We start from the raw sequence: 13,769 nt of genomic DNA on the forward strand, positions 1-13,769 counted from the left end.
CGGGAAAGACGGTGCCCAGCAGCGCGATCAACGATTGATGAACTTGATGTATCGAGCCCACCCCTGGCACGGGGTCTCCATCGGAGACGAGGCGCCGGAGGTGGTGACGGCCTACATCGAAATCGTGCCGACCGACACGGTCAAATACGAAGTGGACAAGGTGAGCGGCTTCCTCAAGGTCGATCGTCCGCAGCGCTTCTCCAACCTCTGTCCCGCCTATTATGGGCTGGTGCCGCAAACCTTCTGCGGCGAGCGGGTCGCCGCCATGTTCGCCGCGCGGGCGAGTAAGCAGGGCGTGGTCGGCGACGGAGATCCCCTCGACATCTGCGTCCTCACGGAGAAGACCATTCCCCACAGCGACATTCTTCTCACGGCCCTGCCCATCGGCGGCCTCAGCATGTTGGACGGAGGTGAAGCGGACGACAAGATCATCGCCGTCATGAAAGACGACGCGGTCTACGGCGGCTATACCGATATCGCCAATTGCCCGCCGACCTTGATCGACCGCCTCCAGCACTACTTCCTCACCTACAAGCACGCGCCGGGGACCACGCAACACAAGGTCCAGATTACGAGCGTCTATGGCAGGGGGGAAGCGTTGAAAGTGATCCGCGCCAGCCATGCCGATTACCGGGCGCATTTTCCGGAACTGGAATCGCGCTGGCCGAAGAATCTGGCTTGAAGAAAAGCCGCGACTGAAGAACAGAGGCGGGGGTAGCAGGGCGCCCCGCTTCTCCGGCGAATTTCGCTCAGGGCCCTGCTACCCCTTCATGACTGCGCTAAAGGGAGAGAGGGTGGCGGGGACAAGCCGCTCGTAGACTTGTCCCCGCTCGGAGGTATCAGCCACCCGGTCGGATTGACAGGACTCCCCATACCACGTAGCCTATCTCATCTCCAGCCGGCAGGTTCCTGAATCCAGGACGGGCCGCTCCATGTCCAGACGCATCACCATCGTCCAGGGCCATCCCGATGCCCAGGCACGCCATTTCGGCCATGCGCTGGCGGACGAGTATACGAAGGGCGGCGAAGACGGGGGCCACGAAGTCAAACGCCTCGAGGTCGCCAAGATGGAGTTTCCCCTCCTGCGGACCAAGGAGGAGTTTGAGCAAGGCCGGCCGCCGGACTCAATCCGGCTGGCCCAGGAGGCGATCGCCTGGGCGGACCATCTCGTCATCCTTTATCCGCTCTGGCTGGGCGACATGCCCGCCCTCCTCAAAGCGTTCTTTGAACAAGTCTTTCGCCCCGGCTTCGCGTTCACCCCGGGGGAGCGGAGGCGCTTCCCGAAGAAGCGCCTCACCGGCAAGTCGGCCCGCATTGTCGTCACCATGGGCATGCCGGCCTTCGTCTACCGATGGTTATTGCTCACCCGTAGCCTCAAGAGCCTGGATCACATTCTCCGATTCTCCGGCATCGGTCCCATCAACAGCACCGTGATCGGGACGATAGAAGGGATGACCGACAAGCAGCGCGCGGGATGGCTCGACCGCCTGCGGGCGTTGGGGGAGCAAGGGAAATAGGCTGTCACAGAGGAGGGGCCCATGTCGCGAATCAAGGCACTCAGAGCGTCGCTCGACAAGAAGTTGGATGCGTTGGAGCACCAGGCGCTGGCGCTGGAAGCCCAGCTGACGCAGACGAAGGAACAGGGGTTGCAGCGGCTGGAGGAGCGCAAGCAGCAGCTGCGGGACGTCTTGAAGCAGGTCCAGGCCGAGGTGCAGAAGTCGAAAGGGGTGGCGGAGCAGGCGAAGGGCGAGGTGCAGGCCAAGCTCGAACACCTGCAAGTGCAGTTGGCGCTCGGCAAGGCGGACGCCCGTGACACGTTCGAGGAGCAGCGGACGAAGATTCTGAAAGCCCTGCGCGAGTTCGAAGCCGCGGCGGACCAGAAACTGATCGGGGCCGCGTTCGAAGTGGGCTGGCTGTGGGAGGATCTGGTGGGCCGGGCCAGTACCCTGGAGGCGGAGCTGGACGCGCTGAAGGGCCGGTTTGAGGTCGAGAAGGCCAAGCAGCAGGCCACGCTGGAATCCAAGAAGCAGGAGCTGCTCGCCAAGCTACAAACGTTCAAGACCCAGCTCAAGGAGAAGCGTAAGGTGGCGCAGGCGAAAGCCGACACCTTTGAGATCGACATGCGCGAGGGGCTGGACCAAATCAAGGCAGGCTTTAAGAGACTCTTCGAATAATAGCTGGACGCCTCGTGCGTCTTGTTGGCACTTTAAGAATCGCGGATGACGAACGGCAGGAATGGCGGCCTGGTTACTCCCCTTGCTCGCGCAACGCGCGGCCTCAGAAGGCCCTCGTTGGACGCGCGCAGTGAGGGATCAACCAGACCGCCTTAGAGAAAGGACTTCAGCCTTTGGAGGGAAAGAGGGGTGGCGGGAACGCGTCGCTGATGGACCCGTTCCCGCTCGGAACATTAAGGAGACCCTGTGTACTCATTTACCATATAGGGTTATAATTCCTGTCCAGCGGAGGCTATGTGGGCGACAAATCAGCTATAGAGTGGACCGACGCTACCTGGAACCCTGTGACTGGTTGCTCAAAGGTCAGTCCGGGCTGCAAGAATTGCTATGCCGAGAGGCTGGCTGCTCGTCTCAAAGCGATGGGCAATCCACGCTACGCCAATGGCTTTGATGTCACCCTCCACGGGGATCAATTAACGCTCCCTCTGCGATGGAAGCAACCCAAGAAGATATTCGTCAATAGTATGAGCGATCTCTTCCATGAAGAGGTTCCGGACGACTTCATAGTAAAAGCATTTGAGATCATGGAGCAAGCTCATTGGCATCGCTTTCAAATTCTCACTAAGCGGGCAGAGCGATTGGCGGAGCTTGCGCCGAAACTTCCTTGGCCAAAGAACGTATGGCAGGGAGTGTCAGTGGAGAATGACGATTACACGTGGAGGATCAAATATCTATTGCAGGCTCCAGCTGTTGTACGCTTCCTCTCAATTGAACCCTTGCTAGGTCCAATTTCTAACCTGCCGTTGAAGGGAATATCCTGGGTGATTGTCGGAGGTGAAAGCGGGCCAAATTATCGCCATGTTGAAGCCGACTGGGTTCGCGAGATACGGGACCAGTGTGTCCATGCCCAGGTGCCATTCTTTTTTAAGCAGTGGGGTGGAATTACCTCAAAGGCAGGAGGCCGACGGCTAGATCGCAGAGTTTGGAGTGAAATGCCAGAGACAGAGATTAGTTTGCAACAAACAAGTCTGGTTTAATCTCACCGAATGCCACCTCGCACTACTCGCTGGCCCATTGAGCCACACACTCAGGCAAAACATCTTATTCTTGAGAGGTATCTGAAGGCATGGTTGCCAATAATGGCAAGCTTCAATGGACGTATTGTGTACATTGATGCCTTTGCAGGTCCTGGAAGGTATAGCAAAGGAGAAGAAGGGTCACCGATTATTGCATTGAAGACCCTTCTCGGTAATCCCCTTTTTCAGTCGCCAAAAAGACGATGCGATGTAGGCTTCTTCTTCATCGAAGAGGATCAAGAGAGAGCGGCGGCCTTAACAGAAGAACTGAACCAATTAGAAGCACAATTTCCGATCCCCAAGTGGGTTAGTTACGAAGTCATAAACGGAGAGTTTGCTTCCGAGATGACAAAGCTTCTTGATGCAATTGAGCGCAGAGGAAAACTGCTTGCCCCAACCTTTGCTTTTATCGATCCGTTTGGGTATAGCGGCGTACCCCTCGACGTCATAGCACGTATGGCTCGTAATCCGAGTTGCGAGTGTCTCATAACGTTTGTATACGAATCGATTGTTAGACACGGGGGCAAACCAGAAGACTGGATCCAAGCGCACATCGATAAACTCTTTGATACAAACGAGTGGAAATCTCTGCTTGCTGGGCCTGATCCCAAAGAACGCATGGTCAAGATGATTGAACTTTATCGTAAGCAGCTTACGGACAAAGCAAAATTTAGATTTGTTCGAACTTTTTCCATGTTTGATCGAAGCAATCAAGCCGAGTACGTTCTGTTTTTTGGAACAAATAACCGAAAAGGGCTAAGCGTGATGAAGCAAGCAATGTGGAAGGCTGATCCGCTAAGTGGGCAGATATTCTCTGATAAAACGGATGCCGGGCAGATGGTACTATTGCAATCCGGTGAGGATCTTGGACTTCGTTATCAATTGCAAGAAAAGTTTAGAGGACAAGGTTTTGTAGCCATTGGAGAAATCGAGAGATTTGTACTGGAAGAAACCGCTTATTCAGAAGCGATGCATCTTAAACAAAAAACTCTCGCTCCAATGGAGAGAGAATCCATACCGCTTATCAAAGTACAAAGGCCACTTGGCAAACAGAACCGAAAAGGGACTTACCCAGAAGGCACAACAGTCATGTTTCTATGAGACGGAGATAAAGTATCAGGAGCCATTTCCTGAAACCACTGTCTGTTCATCCTGCCAGGAATCTGATCGTCACTTCTCCTCCCACTAAACGTCGATCACCCTCGATGCGGCGTAGTTAGCGACACATGGAACGGGGCGAAGCGTTAAAGGCGATGGGTTTGCAAGCGGCCCATCGCCTTTCTGTTTTTTTCTTCTCGGCGGCGTCTCTACACTTTTAGGCGAGGTCGTTGGGGGCGGCCTCAACTGCGCGCATCCTAATCAGCCTCTTTCACCTAAAAGGATGCCCTGTTGGTCCAACTGCGGCCGTCGAGCGAGGCCCTTCTGAGGGCGCGCGCTCCGGGAGCACAGGACCAATAGGGCGTCCTCCTCCCACCTTCTGCGAGCACAGAGATCGCCCCCAAATGGCCTCGCCCCCCTTCCTCCTTCGTCAGCCGACGCTCTTAGAAACTTTGGAAACGAGAGGCCGCATGCCTCCGTCCATTTCTTCGTCAGCCGCAGTTCTGATAAGACTGAAGGTAAGAGGTCGCAGACCCCGGCTCTCCAATGCCATCGCTTCAGCCGTCACTTCGCGGGCGGATTCCTGTCCTGGATGATCTTCAGGTAGTCCTGCGATGCCTGCCAGCGTCGGTGTAATTTCTTTTCGAATTCGTCGAGCTTCTGCTGCTGCTCCGGTTGAAGCCCCGGCTTGACGGCGGCGAGGGTCCGGTTCCAGATGGCCTCGACTTGGGGTTGCTGCTGCGCCCGCAGCGCCAGCAAATCGTCCTGCGCCTGGCTCACGATCGGTCCCAGGCTGGTTTGCTGGTCGGCGGTCAGGTCCAAGTGGCGCGTCAGCCGCTGCATCATCCATGGCTTCTTGGCCTTGGGTCCTGCTTCCCACCGGCTCTCGAGCTGGGACTGCAGGTAGCAGTGGGTGGCGACCCCGCCGATCAGCGTGCCGGACAGGAAGAGGAGGGTGAGGCCTCCCCAGACTTTCCAAGGATTCAGGCGATTCATGGCGTCTCCTTTTTCTCCTGTTGGCTCACAGATCGGACAGCGAAGCCACGAGCGTCTCGGCCGGATCGTCGAACAAGAGCGAGGCGACGAGGTCCGCGCTTGCCGGCTGGGCGAGCAGATAGCCGACCAGCAGGGCGGCGACGAGGCTTGCGGCCATGGCGGTCCGCCACACGAGACGATCCAGGGGGAACGAGCCGGGCGCCGGCCGTCCGGGCGACCGGCTCAGGGAGACGGCCCGCATGACCCCGGCCCGCCAGTCGGCTCCCGCGGCCGGCTCCGGCCCGGAGCGGTGGGCCGCCTGCAGGTGTTCGAACAGTTTCCGGATCTTGTCTTCGCGCGCCGGGTTCGAAGGTTTCATGGATTTCCTCGCTCCTCCACCAGCCCGAGCAGCAGGGTGCGCAGGCGCAGGCGCGCGCGATGCGCGCGCACTTTCACGTTGACCTGGCTCCAGCCCAACAGGGCTGCGGCCTCACGGACGGACAAGCCGTCGAGGTACACCAGCGTGAGCACCGTCCGATTTTCGGGGGACAACTGATCCAGCGCCCAGTGCAGCACCGCCTTGGCCTCCTGCGCGGCGGTCTGTTGATGGAACGACCGGCCGGCCTGTTCCGTCAACACGTGCTCCACCCACATCTGGCCCTCTTCGGAGAGGGCACTCATCGACGTTTCGCGCGACCGGTAGGCCTCGCGCCAGTAGCCGTAACAGGTCCGCACGGCGAGCGACGCCAGCCAGTGGTGAAACGGCGCCTGCTCCGCAAACGTCGCCAGCGAGGTGAAGGCGCGCACGAACACCTCCTGCGCGACCTCGTCGACCTGCGCGCGCGGCACGTGCCGGCCCACGATCTTGAACACCTGGGCTTGATGGCGCGCGATCAGGGTCTCGAAGGCGTCGGTCTTTCCCCCCACGACGAGCCGGATGATCTCGGCATCCGTGAGCGCCTGTTCCGCCTGTGCCATGGAGCCAGTCACGTCCTCTCGGCTGCTCGACCGCTCGGATGGGGAAACCGGCAAACCGGCCGCCCCGGCTTCCACCCGGAAAGAAACGGAGGCGGGGGTGCGGCTAGCATAGCCGAAGCCCCGCCTCTCCGCCACCGCCAGGCTATCCTTCCTGATGATGGCGCATCCGCTTCTCGCGCTCCGCCTTGACCTTCTCACGCTGTTCCGGCGTCAGCAGGGACCAGGCTTCCCGCTTGGCCTTGATGGCCGCCACGCGGAGCCCGATCTCGAACGTCTCGCTCTCCTTGACCTTGGCCTCGATGGCGGCCATGTCGGCGTTCTCCTCGTGCACCAGGGAAGTGAGCTCCCGCTCGGCCACGAGAATGTTGGCTTCGGTTCGGATCTTGGTCCGGTCGAAGTCCAGGCTCAGTTGCTTCACTTTGGACGCTTGCTCGTCCGTCAACCCGAGTTCCTTCTGATGCTTGATGAGGTGGTGGAGAAAGTGCCCGGCTCGGCCGTGCCGGCCGCCCATATCGTGCCCATGTCCGCCGCGATCGTGCCCGCCACATTCCATCTTATGTTCCATCTTATGGTGCCCGGACTCGGACCGGCCTGACGGCTCATCCGCCCGGGCGACTCCGGAGAACGTCAGGGCCAACACCATCGCGTACAACAGAGGTTTCATCGTCCGCATCATCCTGTCCTCCTCCGGCCATCGCGAGGCCGATGGCGCTGCTCTTGTTTGTGTGTGGACCGGTCGCCTTGCCGCGCAGTCTTCTTATGGAGCCAAGTCGTCATCGGGGCGGGGAAGGTTACACGGGCCGGGGCTCCACACATGGAGACGAGGGGGGCGCGTCTTTGTCGGGGGCGCGCAACTCAGTGGATTCGCTCAGCCGGTTCGGTTAGAATCCGCCGCAATGCCCGATCCGACCGGCTCTCAAGCAGCATCGGTTCCCGCCCAGGATGAAAACCATACGGTGGTCCGAGCCGCCGGGATGATCGGCGTCGCCACCCTGTCCAGCCGCATCCTCGGCTTCATCCGCGACATGGTTCTGGCCCGCCTGTTCGGCGCGACGCCGGCGGCCGACGCCTTTTTCGTCGCTTACCGGATTCCGAACCTGCTGCGCGAACTCTTTGCCGAAGGCTCCATGTCCTCCGCCTTCATCCCGGTCTTCACCGAATACCACGCCAAACGGGAGCAGCGCGACGCCTGGGAGCTGGCCAGCGCGGTCTTCACGACGCTGCTGACGATCCTGACCGGCATCACGCTGCTCGGCATCCTGGCCTCGCCCGCGATCGTGTGGCTGCTGGCGCCGGGGTTCCACCAGGACCCGGCCCGTCTGGCCATGACCACGCTGCTCACCCAAATCATGTTTCCCTACCTCCTGTTCATCAGCCTGGCGGCCCTGGCCATGGGCGTGCTGAACTCGCTGCGCGCCTTTGCGGCGCCGGCCTTTTCCCCGGTGCTGTTCAACGTCTGCACGATCGCCGCGGCCCTGTTCCTCTCGCCGCTGCTGAGTGAGCCGATTTTGGGCGTGGCCGTCGGGGTGGTGGTCGGGGGCGCCGCGCAGTTCGTGATGCAGCTTCCGGGGCTCAAGCGGCGCGGGTTTCTGTTCGGCTGGCGGTTCGAACCGGGCCATCCCGGCGTCAAACGGATCGGCGCGCTGCTGGTGCCGTCGCTCCTGGGCATGTCGGTGACGCAAATCAACATCACGGTCAGCACGGTCTTGGCCTCGTTCTTCGCCGGGGCGCCGACCTATTTGTTTTACGGGATGCGGCTGATCCAGTTTCCGCTGGGCATCTTCGGCGTGGCCCTGGCCACGGCCATCCTGCCGACCCTCTCCCAGCAGGCGGCCCGGGGCTCGCTCACGGAGCTGCGCGACACCCTGGGCTTCGGCTTGCGCATGATCCTGTTCATCATTCTGCCGGCGATGGCGGGGCTGATCCTGTTGCGGGTACCGATCGTCCACCTGTTTTTCGAGCACGGGACCTTCACCGCGGCGGACACGGATGCGACGGCGACGGCGCTCTTGTGTTATGCCGTGGGCCTGTGGGCCTTCGCCGGGGTGCGGATCGTCGTGACGGCCTTCTATTCGATGCAGGATACGAGGACGCCGGCCCTGGCGGCCGTGGCGGGGGTCGTCGGGAACCTGGTCCTCTCGCTGCTGCTGATGGGACCGCTGCAACATGCTGGGCTGGCCCTGGCTACGGCCCTGGCCTCCATGCTGAACGGGGCCATCCTGGTGACGGTCTTGAACAAGCGGCTGGGCGGGATCGACTGGGCCTCCGTGGGCCGCTCGGCTGGACGCAGCCTGGTCGCACTGGCGCCGGTGGTACTGGCTTCCGCCTGGGTGGCCGGGGCCTCGGTCTGGACCCATGAGGGTAATTGGATCGCCAAGACGGTGATGCTGCTGGTGGGCGTCGGCTTGAGCATGACCGGCTACTTCGGCGCCCATGCGCTGATGCGCTCGCCGGAGCTGGATGTCGTCTGGAATATCGTGAAACGACGGATAGGCGTGAAGCGTTGAGCACAGAACGAAGGACGAGATACGAACGACGAGCGACGAACCACGCGGCAGGCCTCGCGACGTCGGTTTTTCAGACGGCGCTGGGTTGGATGGGTGTCGCTGTCTCTCCGCTTGGAGTGGCGAGAATCGTCCTGCCGCAGGTGTCGCGCGCGAAGGCGGAGCGAGACCTGCTGTCGGTGAACTCGGCGCCCCTCCGAGAGCATGAGGCCCTGGCCCTGTTGGCTCAGGCGCAGGCACAGCTGGTGGAATTTCTCGCGGGGAAGAGGCGGACGTTGGACTTGCCGCCGGACCTCTCGCTTGGAACCCCCTTCCAACGCAAAGTCTGGCGGGCGGCGCTCCGCATTCCCTATGGCCGGGTCCGTTCCTACAAGTGGATCGCCGTCCGGGTCGGGGGCGGTCGCTATGCGCGGGCGGTGGGCCTGGCGCTGGGCGCGAATCCCGTGCCGATCCTGGTGCCCTGCCATCGCGTCGTGGCGCAGGACGGGTCGCTGGGCGGGTTCTCCTGCGGCCTGCCGGCCAAGCGGAAGCTCCTGACGCTGGAAGGCACGCTGAAACAACTCAAGAGCTGACAAGAGCATATGGCGTATAGCGGATGGCAGGAGAAGAAAAGAGAAGAGCTGATGGCTTATGGCCGGAGGAGTTGGAGATGGTGTTCTTAATTTCTGGCCATACACTCTTATTTTCCTCCGGCCATGGGCCATAAGCCATATGCTCTTGCTTTCTTCCGGCTATCAGCCATATGCCATCAGCCATATGCTCTTAATCCCATGAAGGCCGTCATCCAACGCGTGTTGTGCGCGACGGTGCTTGTGGATGGCGCGACGGTCGGGGCGATCGGCCCTGGGCTGCTCGTGCTGCTCGGCGTGGCCAAGGGAGACGGGGAGGACGAGGTCCGCTACATGGTCGAGAAACTCTCGACGCTCCGCATCTTCAGCGACCAGGCGGGCAAGATGAACCTGGCGGTGAGCGAGGCCGGCGGCTCGTTGTTGGTCGTCTCGCAGTTCACGTTGCTGGGCGACACGGCCAAGGGCCGCCGTCCCGGCTTCGATCAGGCCGCGCCGCCGGAGCTGGCCCGGGCCCTCTACGAGCAAGTGGTCAACGGGCTCAAGCTCCTGGGCCTCCACGTCGCCACCGGCCGTTTCGGCGCCCACATGGCGGTTGAGCTCGTCAACGACGGCCCGGTGACATTGATCGTGGACAGTGGCAAGGGCCGCTCGTCCGAGTCGGGCTAGCCCGCATGATTCATGCGGGCTAAAGTCCCGGCCCGGTCTGCCGATACAGGAGACAGGCAGGGCAGTCAGGCGCGGAACCGCTCGAATCGCTTGCGGACGACGAGGGAGCTTGGTATAGAAGGGACAGCACAGGGAGGTGGCCATGGCGACGTGCATACCTGAGCATCACCCGTTGCGCCGGCTCTTCGGAGCCTTGACCGAGAAGAGCTTCGCCGAGCACCTCGGCTGGCCCGACCTGAACGTCACGGACTACGTCTCCAATCTCCTCGTCGAATTCACCCACATCGACCGTCTGTACCAGGTTCGCAAGCAGCAGGGGGAACAAGTCGAGGCGGTGGTGGACCTCCTGTATGAATCCGAAGTGCTGCAAGGGGCCCAGTCCCTCGAGCAGGAACGGGACGTTCACCGCCATATCGGCGACTTCACCCTCTTCATGGCCGGGATTTTTCCGGAATACCTGCGCCGGCTGAAGACCTCCGGCATGATCTACCACAAGGATTTTCTGGTGGACTACGTGAAGACCGGCAAGCGCTCCTACGGCATCGTGGCGCAACTGGAAGACCGGCCCGATACGGGCGGGCCCCCCTTGTACCGGAAGCTGTCCGAGAACTTCGAGCTCTGCGTCACCGGCCTGGGCTTCGTCCGCAGCGACCTCGACCGGATGCAGGACCCGGCCTATCGCAACGCGAAAAACATCCTCCTGAACTAACAAGACGCGTGGAACGTCAGACCCCGCCGGTAGGTCCCAAAGTCCGAAAGTCATAAAGTCTATCAAGTCATGGGCGCGCAATCTTTGACTTGAAGACTTTTAGACTGTATGACTTGTTGCCCCCCAACCCGATCCTTCGACCTTCGGACTTTATGACGAAACGCCCCTTAATCCTGATTCACGGCGGCGCCGGGACCCGTCCGATGACGGGGGCCCAGCATGTCTGCCTCGCCGAATCGTTGCGCACCGGCTATGAGCGGCTCCGCGAAGGCGCCGCGGCCCTCGACGCGGTGGAGGCGGCGATCCGCTTGCTGGAAGCCTCGGGACTCTTTAACGCCGGGGCCGGCGCCCGCTTGCAACTGGACGGGACCCGCCGGATGGACGCCTCGCTCATGGAAGGGCGGGGGCTCGGAGCCGGGGCCGTCGCCGGGATCGAATCGGTGCGCCATCCCATCACTGCCGCCCGGCTGGTGATGGAGCGGACGGAACATGTCCTCCTGACCGGCCCGCCCGCCACCAGACTGGCCTTGCATTTCAAGCTGGCAAGACAGGCTCGTCCCACTCCCGAACAACGCAAGGCCCTGCAGGCGGACATCCGGAAGATCGGCCGGCCGGCCGGCGCCGCCGGCACCTCCACCGGAGGCGTCACGCTCATGTTGCCCGGGCGCGTGGGTGACACGCCCTTGATCGGCTGCGGCTGCTATGCCGACGACGAGGCGGGGGCGGTCTCCATGACCGGCGTCGGCGAGGGCATCATCCGTCTGGCCATGGCCAAGACGATCACCGACCGGATGGCCTCCGGCGCCACGCCGGTTGCGGCGGTCCGCTGGGTGCTGAGGCAGCTCGGCTCCCGCATACGGGGACAGGCGGGGGCATTGGTGCTGGCCCCCAACGGGCGATTCGCCATCCGGCACAATACGCCCTACATGGCCGCCGGCTCTTGGGATGGGCGGGGAAAGCCGGTGGTTAAAGACTGCTTCGGGTAGGTTAAGGCTAAGGTTGAGGTTGAGAGGTGCGCTCCGGTATTCTTAACCTGAACCTTGCCTTAGGCGGTGAATGAAATGAGCCGAGCGATCTTCCATCTCGCCTTTCCGGTCACGAACCTTGCGGAAGCCAAACGCTTCTATGTCGAGGGGCTCGGTTGTTCGTTGGGGCGTGAGTCCCGCAGCGCCGTGATCCTCGACTTGCAGGGCCACCAGATCGTGGCGCAGCTCACCACCCAGCCGCTGGTTCCCCAACAAGGCATTTACCCGCGCCATTTCGGCCTGGTCTTCACCGCCGAAGCGGACTGGCAGGCCATCGCCGATCGGGCCAAGGCCCGGGGTCTGACGTTCTACCAGGAACCACGCCGTCGCTTCCCCGGCGCGAGGATCGAGCACGCGACCTTCTTTCTCGAAGACCCCTTCCACAATCTGCTGGAATTCAAGTGGTACCGACACGAGTCGGCCATCTTCGGCGAGCGGGATTCCACGGAGGTCGGCGACCTCACAGAACCCCGCTAGCGGCGGTCCTTGGCCCTCAATGCATCCATCTGAGAATTTGGGCCTGGCGATAGGCGAGGTAGGAGGTCATCTTCAGCGGGTCGTGGCGCAGGGGCGAGGGCAGGATCGCCGCCAACAGGGCCGCTTCCTCTTCGGTCAGTTGCGCCGCCGGCTTGCCGAAGTGGTGCTGCGCCGCGGCCTCCGCGCCATAGACGCCCTGTCCCCATTCGGCGACATTCAAATAGATTTCCAAGATTCGTTTCTTGCTCAGGTGCCGTTCCAGCGAGCGGGCGATCAGGGCCTCGTGGACTTTGCGCAAGAGGTTCTTCTCGGACGAGAGGTAGAGGTTCTTGGCCAGTTGCTGGGTAATGGTGCTGCCGCCGCGAGCGAGTTTCCCCGACTTGATGTTGCGGACGGTCGCCTCCTGGATGCCGCCCCAGTCGAACCCTTCGTGCTGGAAGAACGAGGCATCTTCGGACACGATCACCGCTTTCTGCAAATGGGGCGAGATGCGGGACAGGGGCACCCAGGTCCAGCGGGGCGTGACGGGCCGGTCCTCCCGCTGCGCGGCGGCGCGGGCCTCGAGCAGCGCGGTGGTGGTCGGATTGCCCTTGGCCAGAGCGGCGATGTCGGGAAAGGTGAGCCACCACCAGCCTGCGATCCCGCCCAGCGCCAGCGCCGCGAGCAACAGCAATCGAAGCAGAAGTCGCGTGAGCCGGCGGCGCAGATTTGACTTACTCATGGGCGGATGATACAGGAGAAGCCGTCGGCTTTCAGCTATCAGCCCTCGGTTCAACAAGCCGGTCGGTCGCGCTCATCTTCTACCGGCAGCTCGTCGTTTCTTGGCTGACAGCTGACCGCTGAGAGCTGAGGGCCAGAATGAAGATCCTGTCCGCGGAATTCCTGCGCAGCTGCGTCGGACCCGATGATTTTCCCAAGGACCAAACGCCCGAGATTGCCTTCGTCGGCCGGTCGAATGTGGGGAAGTCGTCCCTGATCAACTCCTTGCTCAACCGTAAAAAGCTGGTGAAGGTGAGCCGGACGCCGGGGAAAACCCGCGCCGTGAACTTTTTCCACGTGGCCACGGCCGACCCCCGGCTGAAGAGTTTTTACCTGGTGGACCTGCCGGGCTACGGCTACGCGAAAGCCTCCAAATCGGTGATCGCGGAGTGGGGGCCGATGATCGAGCACTACCTCACGGCCCGGCCGGAACTCCGCGCCGTGTTTTTGCTCCTGGATGCGCGGGGCACCGAGGACCACGACGTCTCCACCTATGCCTGGCTCTGCGACCACGTGCAACGGCCGGTGCTGGTGCTGACGAAAAGCGACAAACTGTCGCGCAGCGAGCGTGGCGCCAGCCTGGCGGCCGTCCGTGAAGCCTTCCGGCTGTCGGAGGCGGATCGGTGCGTCCCCTATTCCTCGGTCACGCACGAAGGGCGGGACGAACTCTGGCAGGCGATCCGCGCGGCGGCCAGTCCCGCGCATTCAGCTCTCAGCCTTCAACCGTCAGCTCATAAGCTGAAAGCTGATCGCTGACCG

General features: G+C 61.8%; 17 protein-coding genes. 12 read left to right on the top strand and 5 right to left on the bottom strand.

Annotated elements, in window-relative coordinates:
- Positions 1-37: 37 nt before the first annotated feature.
- The 5 genes from EPO61_02210 to tcmP all read left to right on the top strand — a co-directional run bounded on the left by EPO61_02210 (position 38) and on the right by tcmP (position 4,351).
- Complete coding sequence (locus EPO61_02210) at positions 38-682, top strand: inorganic pyrophosphatase (GenBank protein ID TAJ10686.1); 645 nt, start codon at positions 38-40, stop codon at positions 680-682.
- A gap of 250 nt (positions 683-932) precedes the next feature.
- Positions 933-1,517 (top strand): flavodoxin family protein, encoded by a 585-nt coding sequence (locus EPO61_02215; GenBank protein ID TAJ10648.1) that lies wholly within the window; start codon positions 933-935, stop codon positions 1,515-1,517.
- A 21-nt stretch (positions 1,518-1,538) separates the two neighbouring features.
- A complete protein-coding gene (locus EPO61_02220; protein ID TAJ10649.1) occupies positions 1,539-2,174 on the top strand; it encodes a hypothetical protein in 636 nt (211 codons plus the stop codon).
- A 296-nt stretch (positions 2,175-2,470) separates the two neighbouring features.
- A complete protein-coding gene (locus EPO61_02225; protein TAJ10650.1) occupies positions 2,471-3,211 on the top strand; it encodes a phage Gp37/Gp68 family protein in 741 nt (246 codons plus the stop codon).
- 9 nt (positions 3,212-3,220) lie between these two features.
- Positions 3,221-4,351, top strand: a complete 1,131-nt coding sequence (tcmP, locus tag EPO61_02230) for a three-Cys-motif partner protein TcmP (GenBank protein ID TAJ10651.1) — start codon at positions 3,221-3,223, stop codon at positions 4,349-4,351.
- A gap of 561 nt (positions 4,352-4,912) precedes the next feature.
- On the opposite strand, the gene EPO61_02235 is transcribed toward tcmP, so the two are convergent.
- Genes EPO61_02235 through EPO61_02250 form a run of 4 tightly spaced genes read right to left on the bottom strand, consistent with a single transcriptional unit; the run spans position 4,913 to position 6,977 of the window.
- Complete coding sequence (locus tag EPO61_02235; protein ID TAJ10652.1) at positions 4,913-5,344, bottom strand: hypothetical protein; 432 nt, start codon at positions 5,342-5,344, stop codon at positions 4,913-4,915.
- Positions 5,345-5,369: 25 nt separating this feature from the next.
- Positions 5,370-5,702 (bottom strand): hypothetical protein, encoded by a 333-nt coding sequence (locus tag EPO61_02240; GenBank protein ID TAJ10653.1) that lies wholly within the window; start codon positions 5,700-5,702, stop codon positions 5,370-5,372.
- Positions 5,699-6,436, bottom strand: coding sequence for a sigma-70 family RNA polymerase sigma factor (locus EPO61_02245; GenBank protein TAJ10654.1), 738 nt, complete (start codon positions 6,434-6,436; stop codon positions 5,699-5,701). The genes EPO61_02240 and EPO61_02245 overlap by 4 nt, the downstream gene beginning before the upstream one ends.
- Positions 6,437-6,443: 7 nt before the next feature.
- Positions 6,444-6,977 carry a periplasmic heavy metal sensor gene (locus EPO61_02250; GenBank protein TAJ10655.1) on the bottom strand — a complete coding sequence of 178 codons (534 nt, stop codon included), beginning with the start codon at positions 6,975-6,977 and terminating at the stop codon, positions 6,444-6,446.
- On the opposite strand from EPO61_02250, the gene murJ reads away from it, so the two are divergent.
- The 6 genes from murJ to EPO61_02280 all read left to right on the top strand — a co-directional run bounded on the left by murJ (position 6,766) and on the right by EPO61_02280 (position 12,251).
- Positions 6,766-8,808: a murein biosynthesis integral membrane protein MurJ gene (gene murJ, locus EPO61_02255; GenBank protein ID TAJ10656.1), complete on the top strand. Its 2,043-nt coding sequence runs from the start codon at positions 6,766-6,768 to the stop codon at positions 8,806-8,808. The genes EPO61_02250 and murJ overlap by 212 nt on opposite strands.
- 89 nt (positions 8,809-8,897) lie before the next feature.
- A complete protein-coding gene (locus EPO61_02260; protein ID TAJ10657.1) occupies positions 8,898-9,377 on the top strand; it encodes an MGMT family protein in 480 nt (159 codons plus the stop codon).
- A gap of 198 nt (positions 9,378-9,575) precedes the next feature.
- On the top strand, positions 9,576-10,040 hold the full coding sequence (locus EPO61_02265; protein TAJ10658.1) for a D-tyrosyl-tRNA(Tyr) deacylase: 465 nt from the start codon (positions 9,576-9,578) through the stop codon (positions 10,038-10,040).
- A gap of 142 nt (positions 10,041-10,182) precedes the next feature.
- Complete coding sequence (locus tag EPO61_02270) at positions 10,183-10,749, top strand: hypothetical protein (GenBank protein TAJ10659.1); 567 nt, start codon at positions 10,183-10,185, stop codon at positions 10,747-10,749.
- A 152-nt stretch (positions 10,750-10,901) separates the two neighbouring features.
- Positions 10,902-11,735, top strand: coding sequence for a hypothetical protein (locus EPO61_02275; protein ID TAJ10660.1), 834 nt, complete (start codon positions 10,902-10,904; stop codon positions 11,733-11,735).
- Positions 11,736-11,810: 75 nt separating this feature from the next.
- Complete coding sequence (locus tag EPO61_02280; GenBank protein ID TAJ10661.1) at positions 11,811-12,251, top strand: glyoxalase; 441 nt, start codon at positions 11,811-11,813, stop codon at positions 12,249-12,251.
- A gap of 16 nt (positions 12,252-12,267) precedes the next feature.
- On the opposite strand, the gene EPO61_02285 is transcribed toward EPO61_02280, so the two are convergent.
- Entirely contained in the window at positions 12,268-12,972 is a 705-nt protein-coding gene (locus EPO61_02285) for a monofunctional biosynthetic peptidoglycan transglycosylase (protein TAJ10662.1), read from the bottom strand.
- 137 nt (positions 12,973-13,109) lie between these two features.
- Here EPO61_02285 and EPO61_02290 point away from each other — a divergent pair, with 137 nt between their 5' ends.
- On the top strand, positions 13,110-13,766 hold the full coding sequence (locus tag EPO61_02290; protein ID TAJ10663.1) for a YihA family ribosome biogenesis GTP-binding protein: 657 nt from the start codon (positions 13,110-13,112) through the stop codon (positions 13,764-13,766).
- The last annotated feature ends 3 nt before the right edge of the window (positions 13,767-13,769 follow it).

Source organism: Nitrospirota bacterium (genome assembly GCA_004296885.1).
GTDB lineage: Bacteria > Nitrospirota > Nitrospiria > Nitrospirales > Nitrospiraceae > SYGV01.

Coding starts and splice junctions, on each gene's coding strand:
- EPO61_02210 (TAJ10686.1), top strand. CDS start 38: ATGAACTTGATGTATCGAGCCCACCCCTGGCACGGGGTCTCCATCGGA.
- EPO61_02215 (TAJ10648.1), top strand. CDS start 933: ATGTCCAGACGCATCACCATCGTCCAGGGCCATCCCGATGCCCAGGCA.
- EPO61_02220 (TAJ10649.1), top strand. CDS start 1,539: ATGTCGCGAATCAAGGCACTCAGAGCGTCGCTCGACAAGAAGTTGGAT.
- tcmP (TAJ10651.1), top strand. CDS start 3,221: ATGCCACCTCGCACTACTCGCTGGCCCATTGAGCCACACACTCAGGCA.
- EPO61_02235 (TAJ10652.1), bottom strand. CDS start 5,344: ATGAATCGCCTGAATCCTTGGAAAGTCTGGGGAGGCCTCACCCTCCTC.
- EPO61_02240 (TAJ10653.1), bottom strand. CDS start 5,702: ATGAAACCTTCGAACCCGGCGCGCGAAGACAAGATCCGGAAACTGTTC.
- murJ (TAJ10656.1), top strand. CDS start 6,766: ATGAGGTGGTGGAGAAAGTGCCCGGCTCGGCCGTGCCGGCCGCCCATA.
- EPO61_02250 (TAJ10655.1), bottom strand. CDS start 6,977: ATGATGCGGACGATGAAACCTCTGTTGTACGCGATGGTGTTGGCCCTG.
- EPO61_02260 (TAJ10657.1), top strand. CDS start 8,898: ATGGGTGTCGCTGTCTCTCCGCTTGGAGTGGCGAGAATCGTCCTGCCG.
- EPO61_02265 (TAJ10658.1), top strand. CDS start 9,576: ATGAAGGCCGTCATCCAACGCGTGTTGTGCGCGACGGTGCTTGTGGAT.
- EPO61_02270 (TAJ10659.1), top strand. CDS start 10,183: ATGGCGACGTGCATACCTGAGCATCACCCGTTGCGCCGGCTCTTCGGA.
- EPO61_02275 (TAJ10660.1), top strand. CDS start 10,902: ATGACGAAACGCCCCTTAATCCTGATTCACGGCGGCGCCGGGACCCGT.
- EPO61_02280 (TAJ10661.1), top strand. CDS start 11,811: ATGAGCCGAGCGATCTTCCATCTCGCCTTTCCGGTCACGAACCTTGCG.
- EPO61_02285 (TAJ10662.1), bottom strand. CDS start 12,972: ATGAGTAAGTCAAATCTGCGCCGCCGGCTCACGCGACTTCTGCTTCGA.
- EPO61_02290 (TAJ10663.1), top strand. CDS start 13,110: ATGAAGATCCTGTCCGCGGAATTCCTGCGCAGCTGCGTCGGACCCGAT.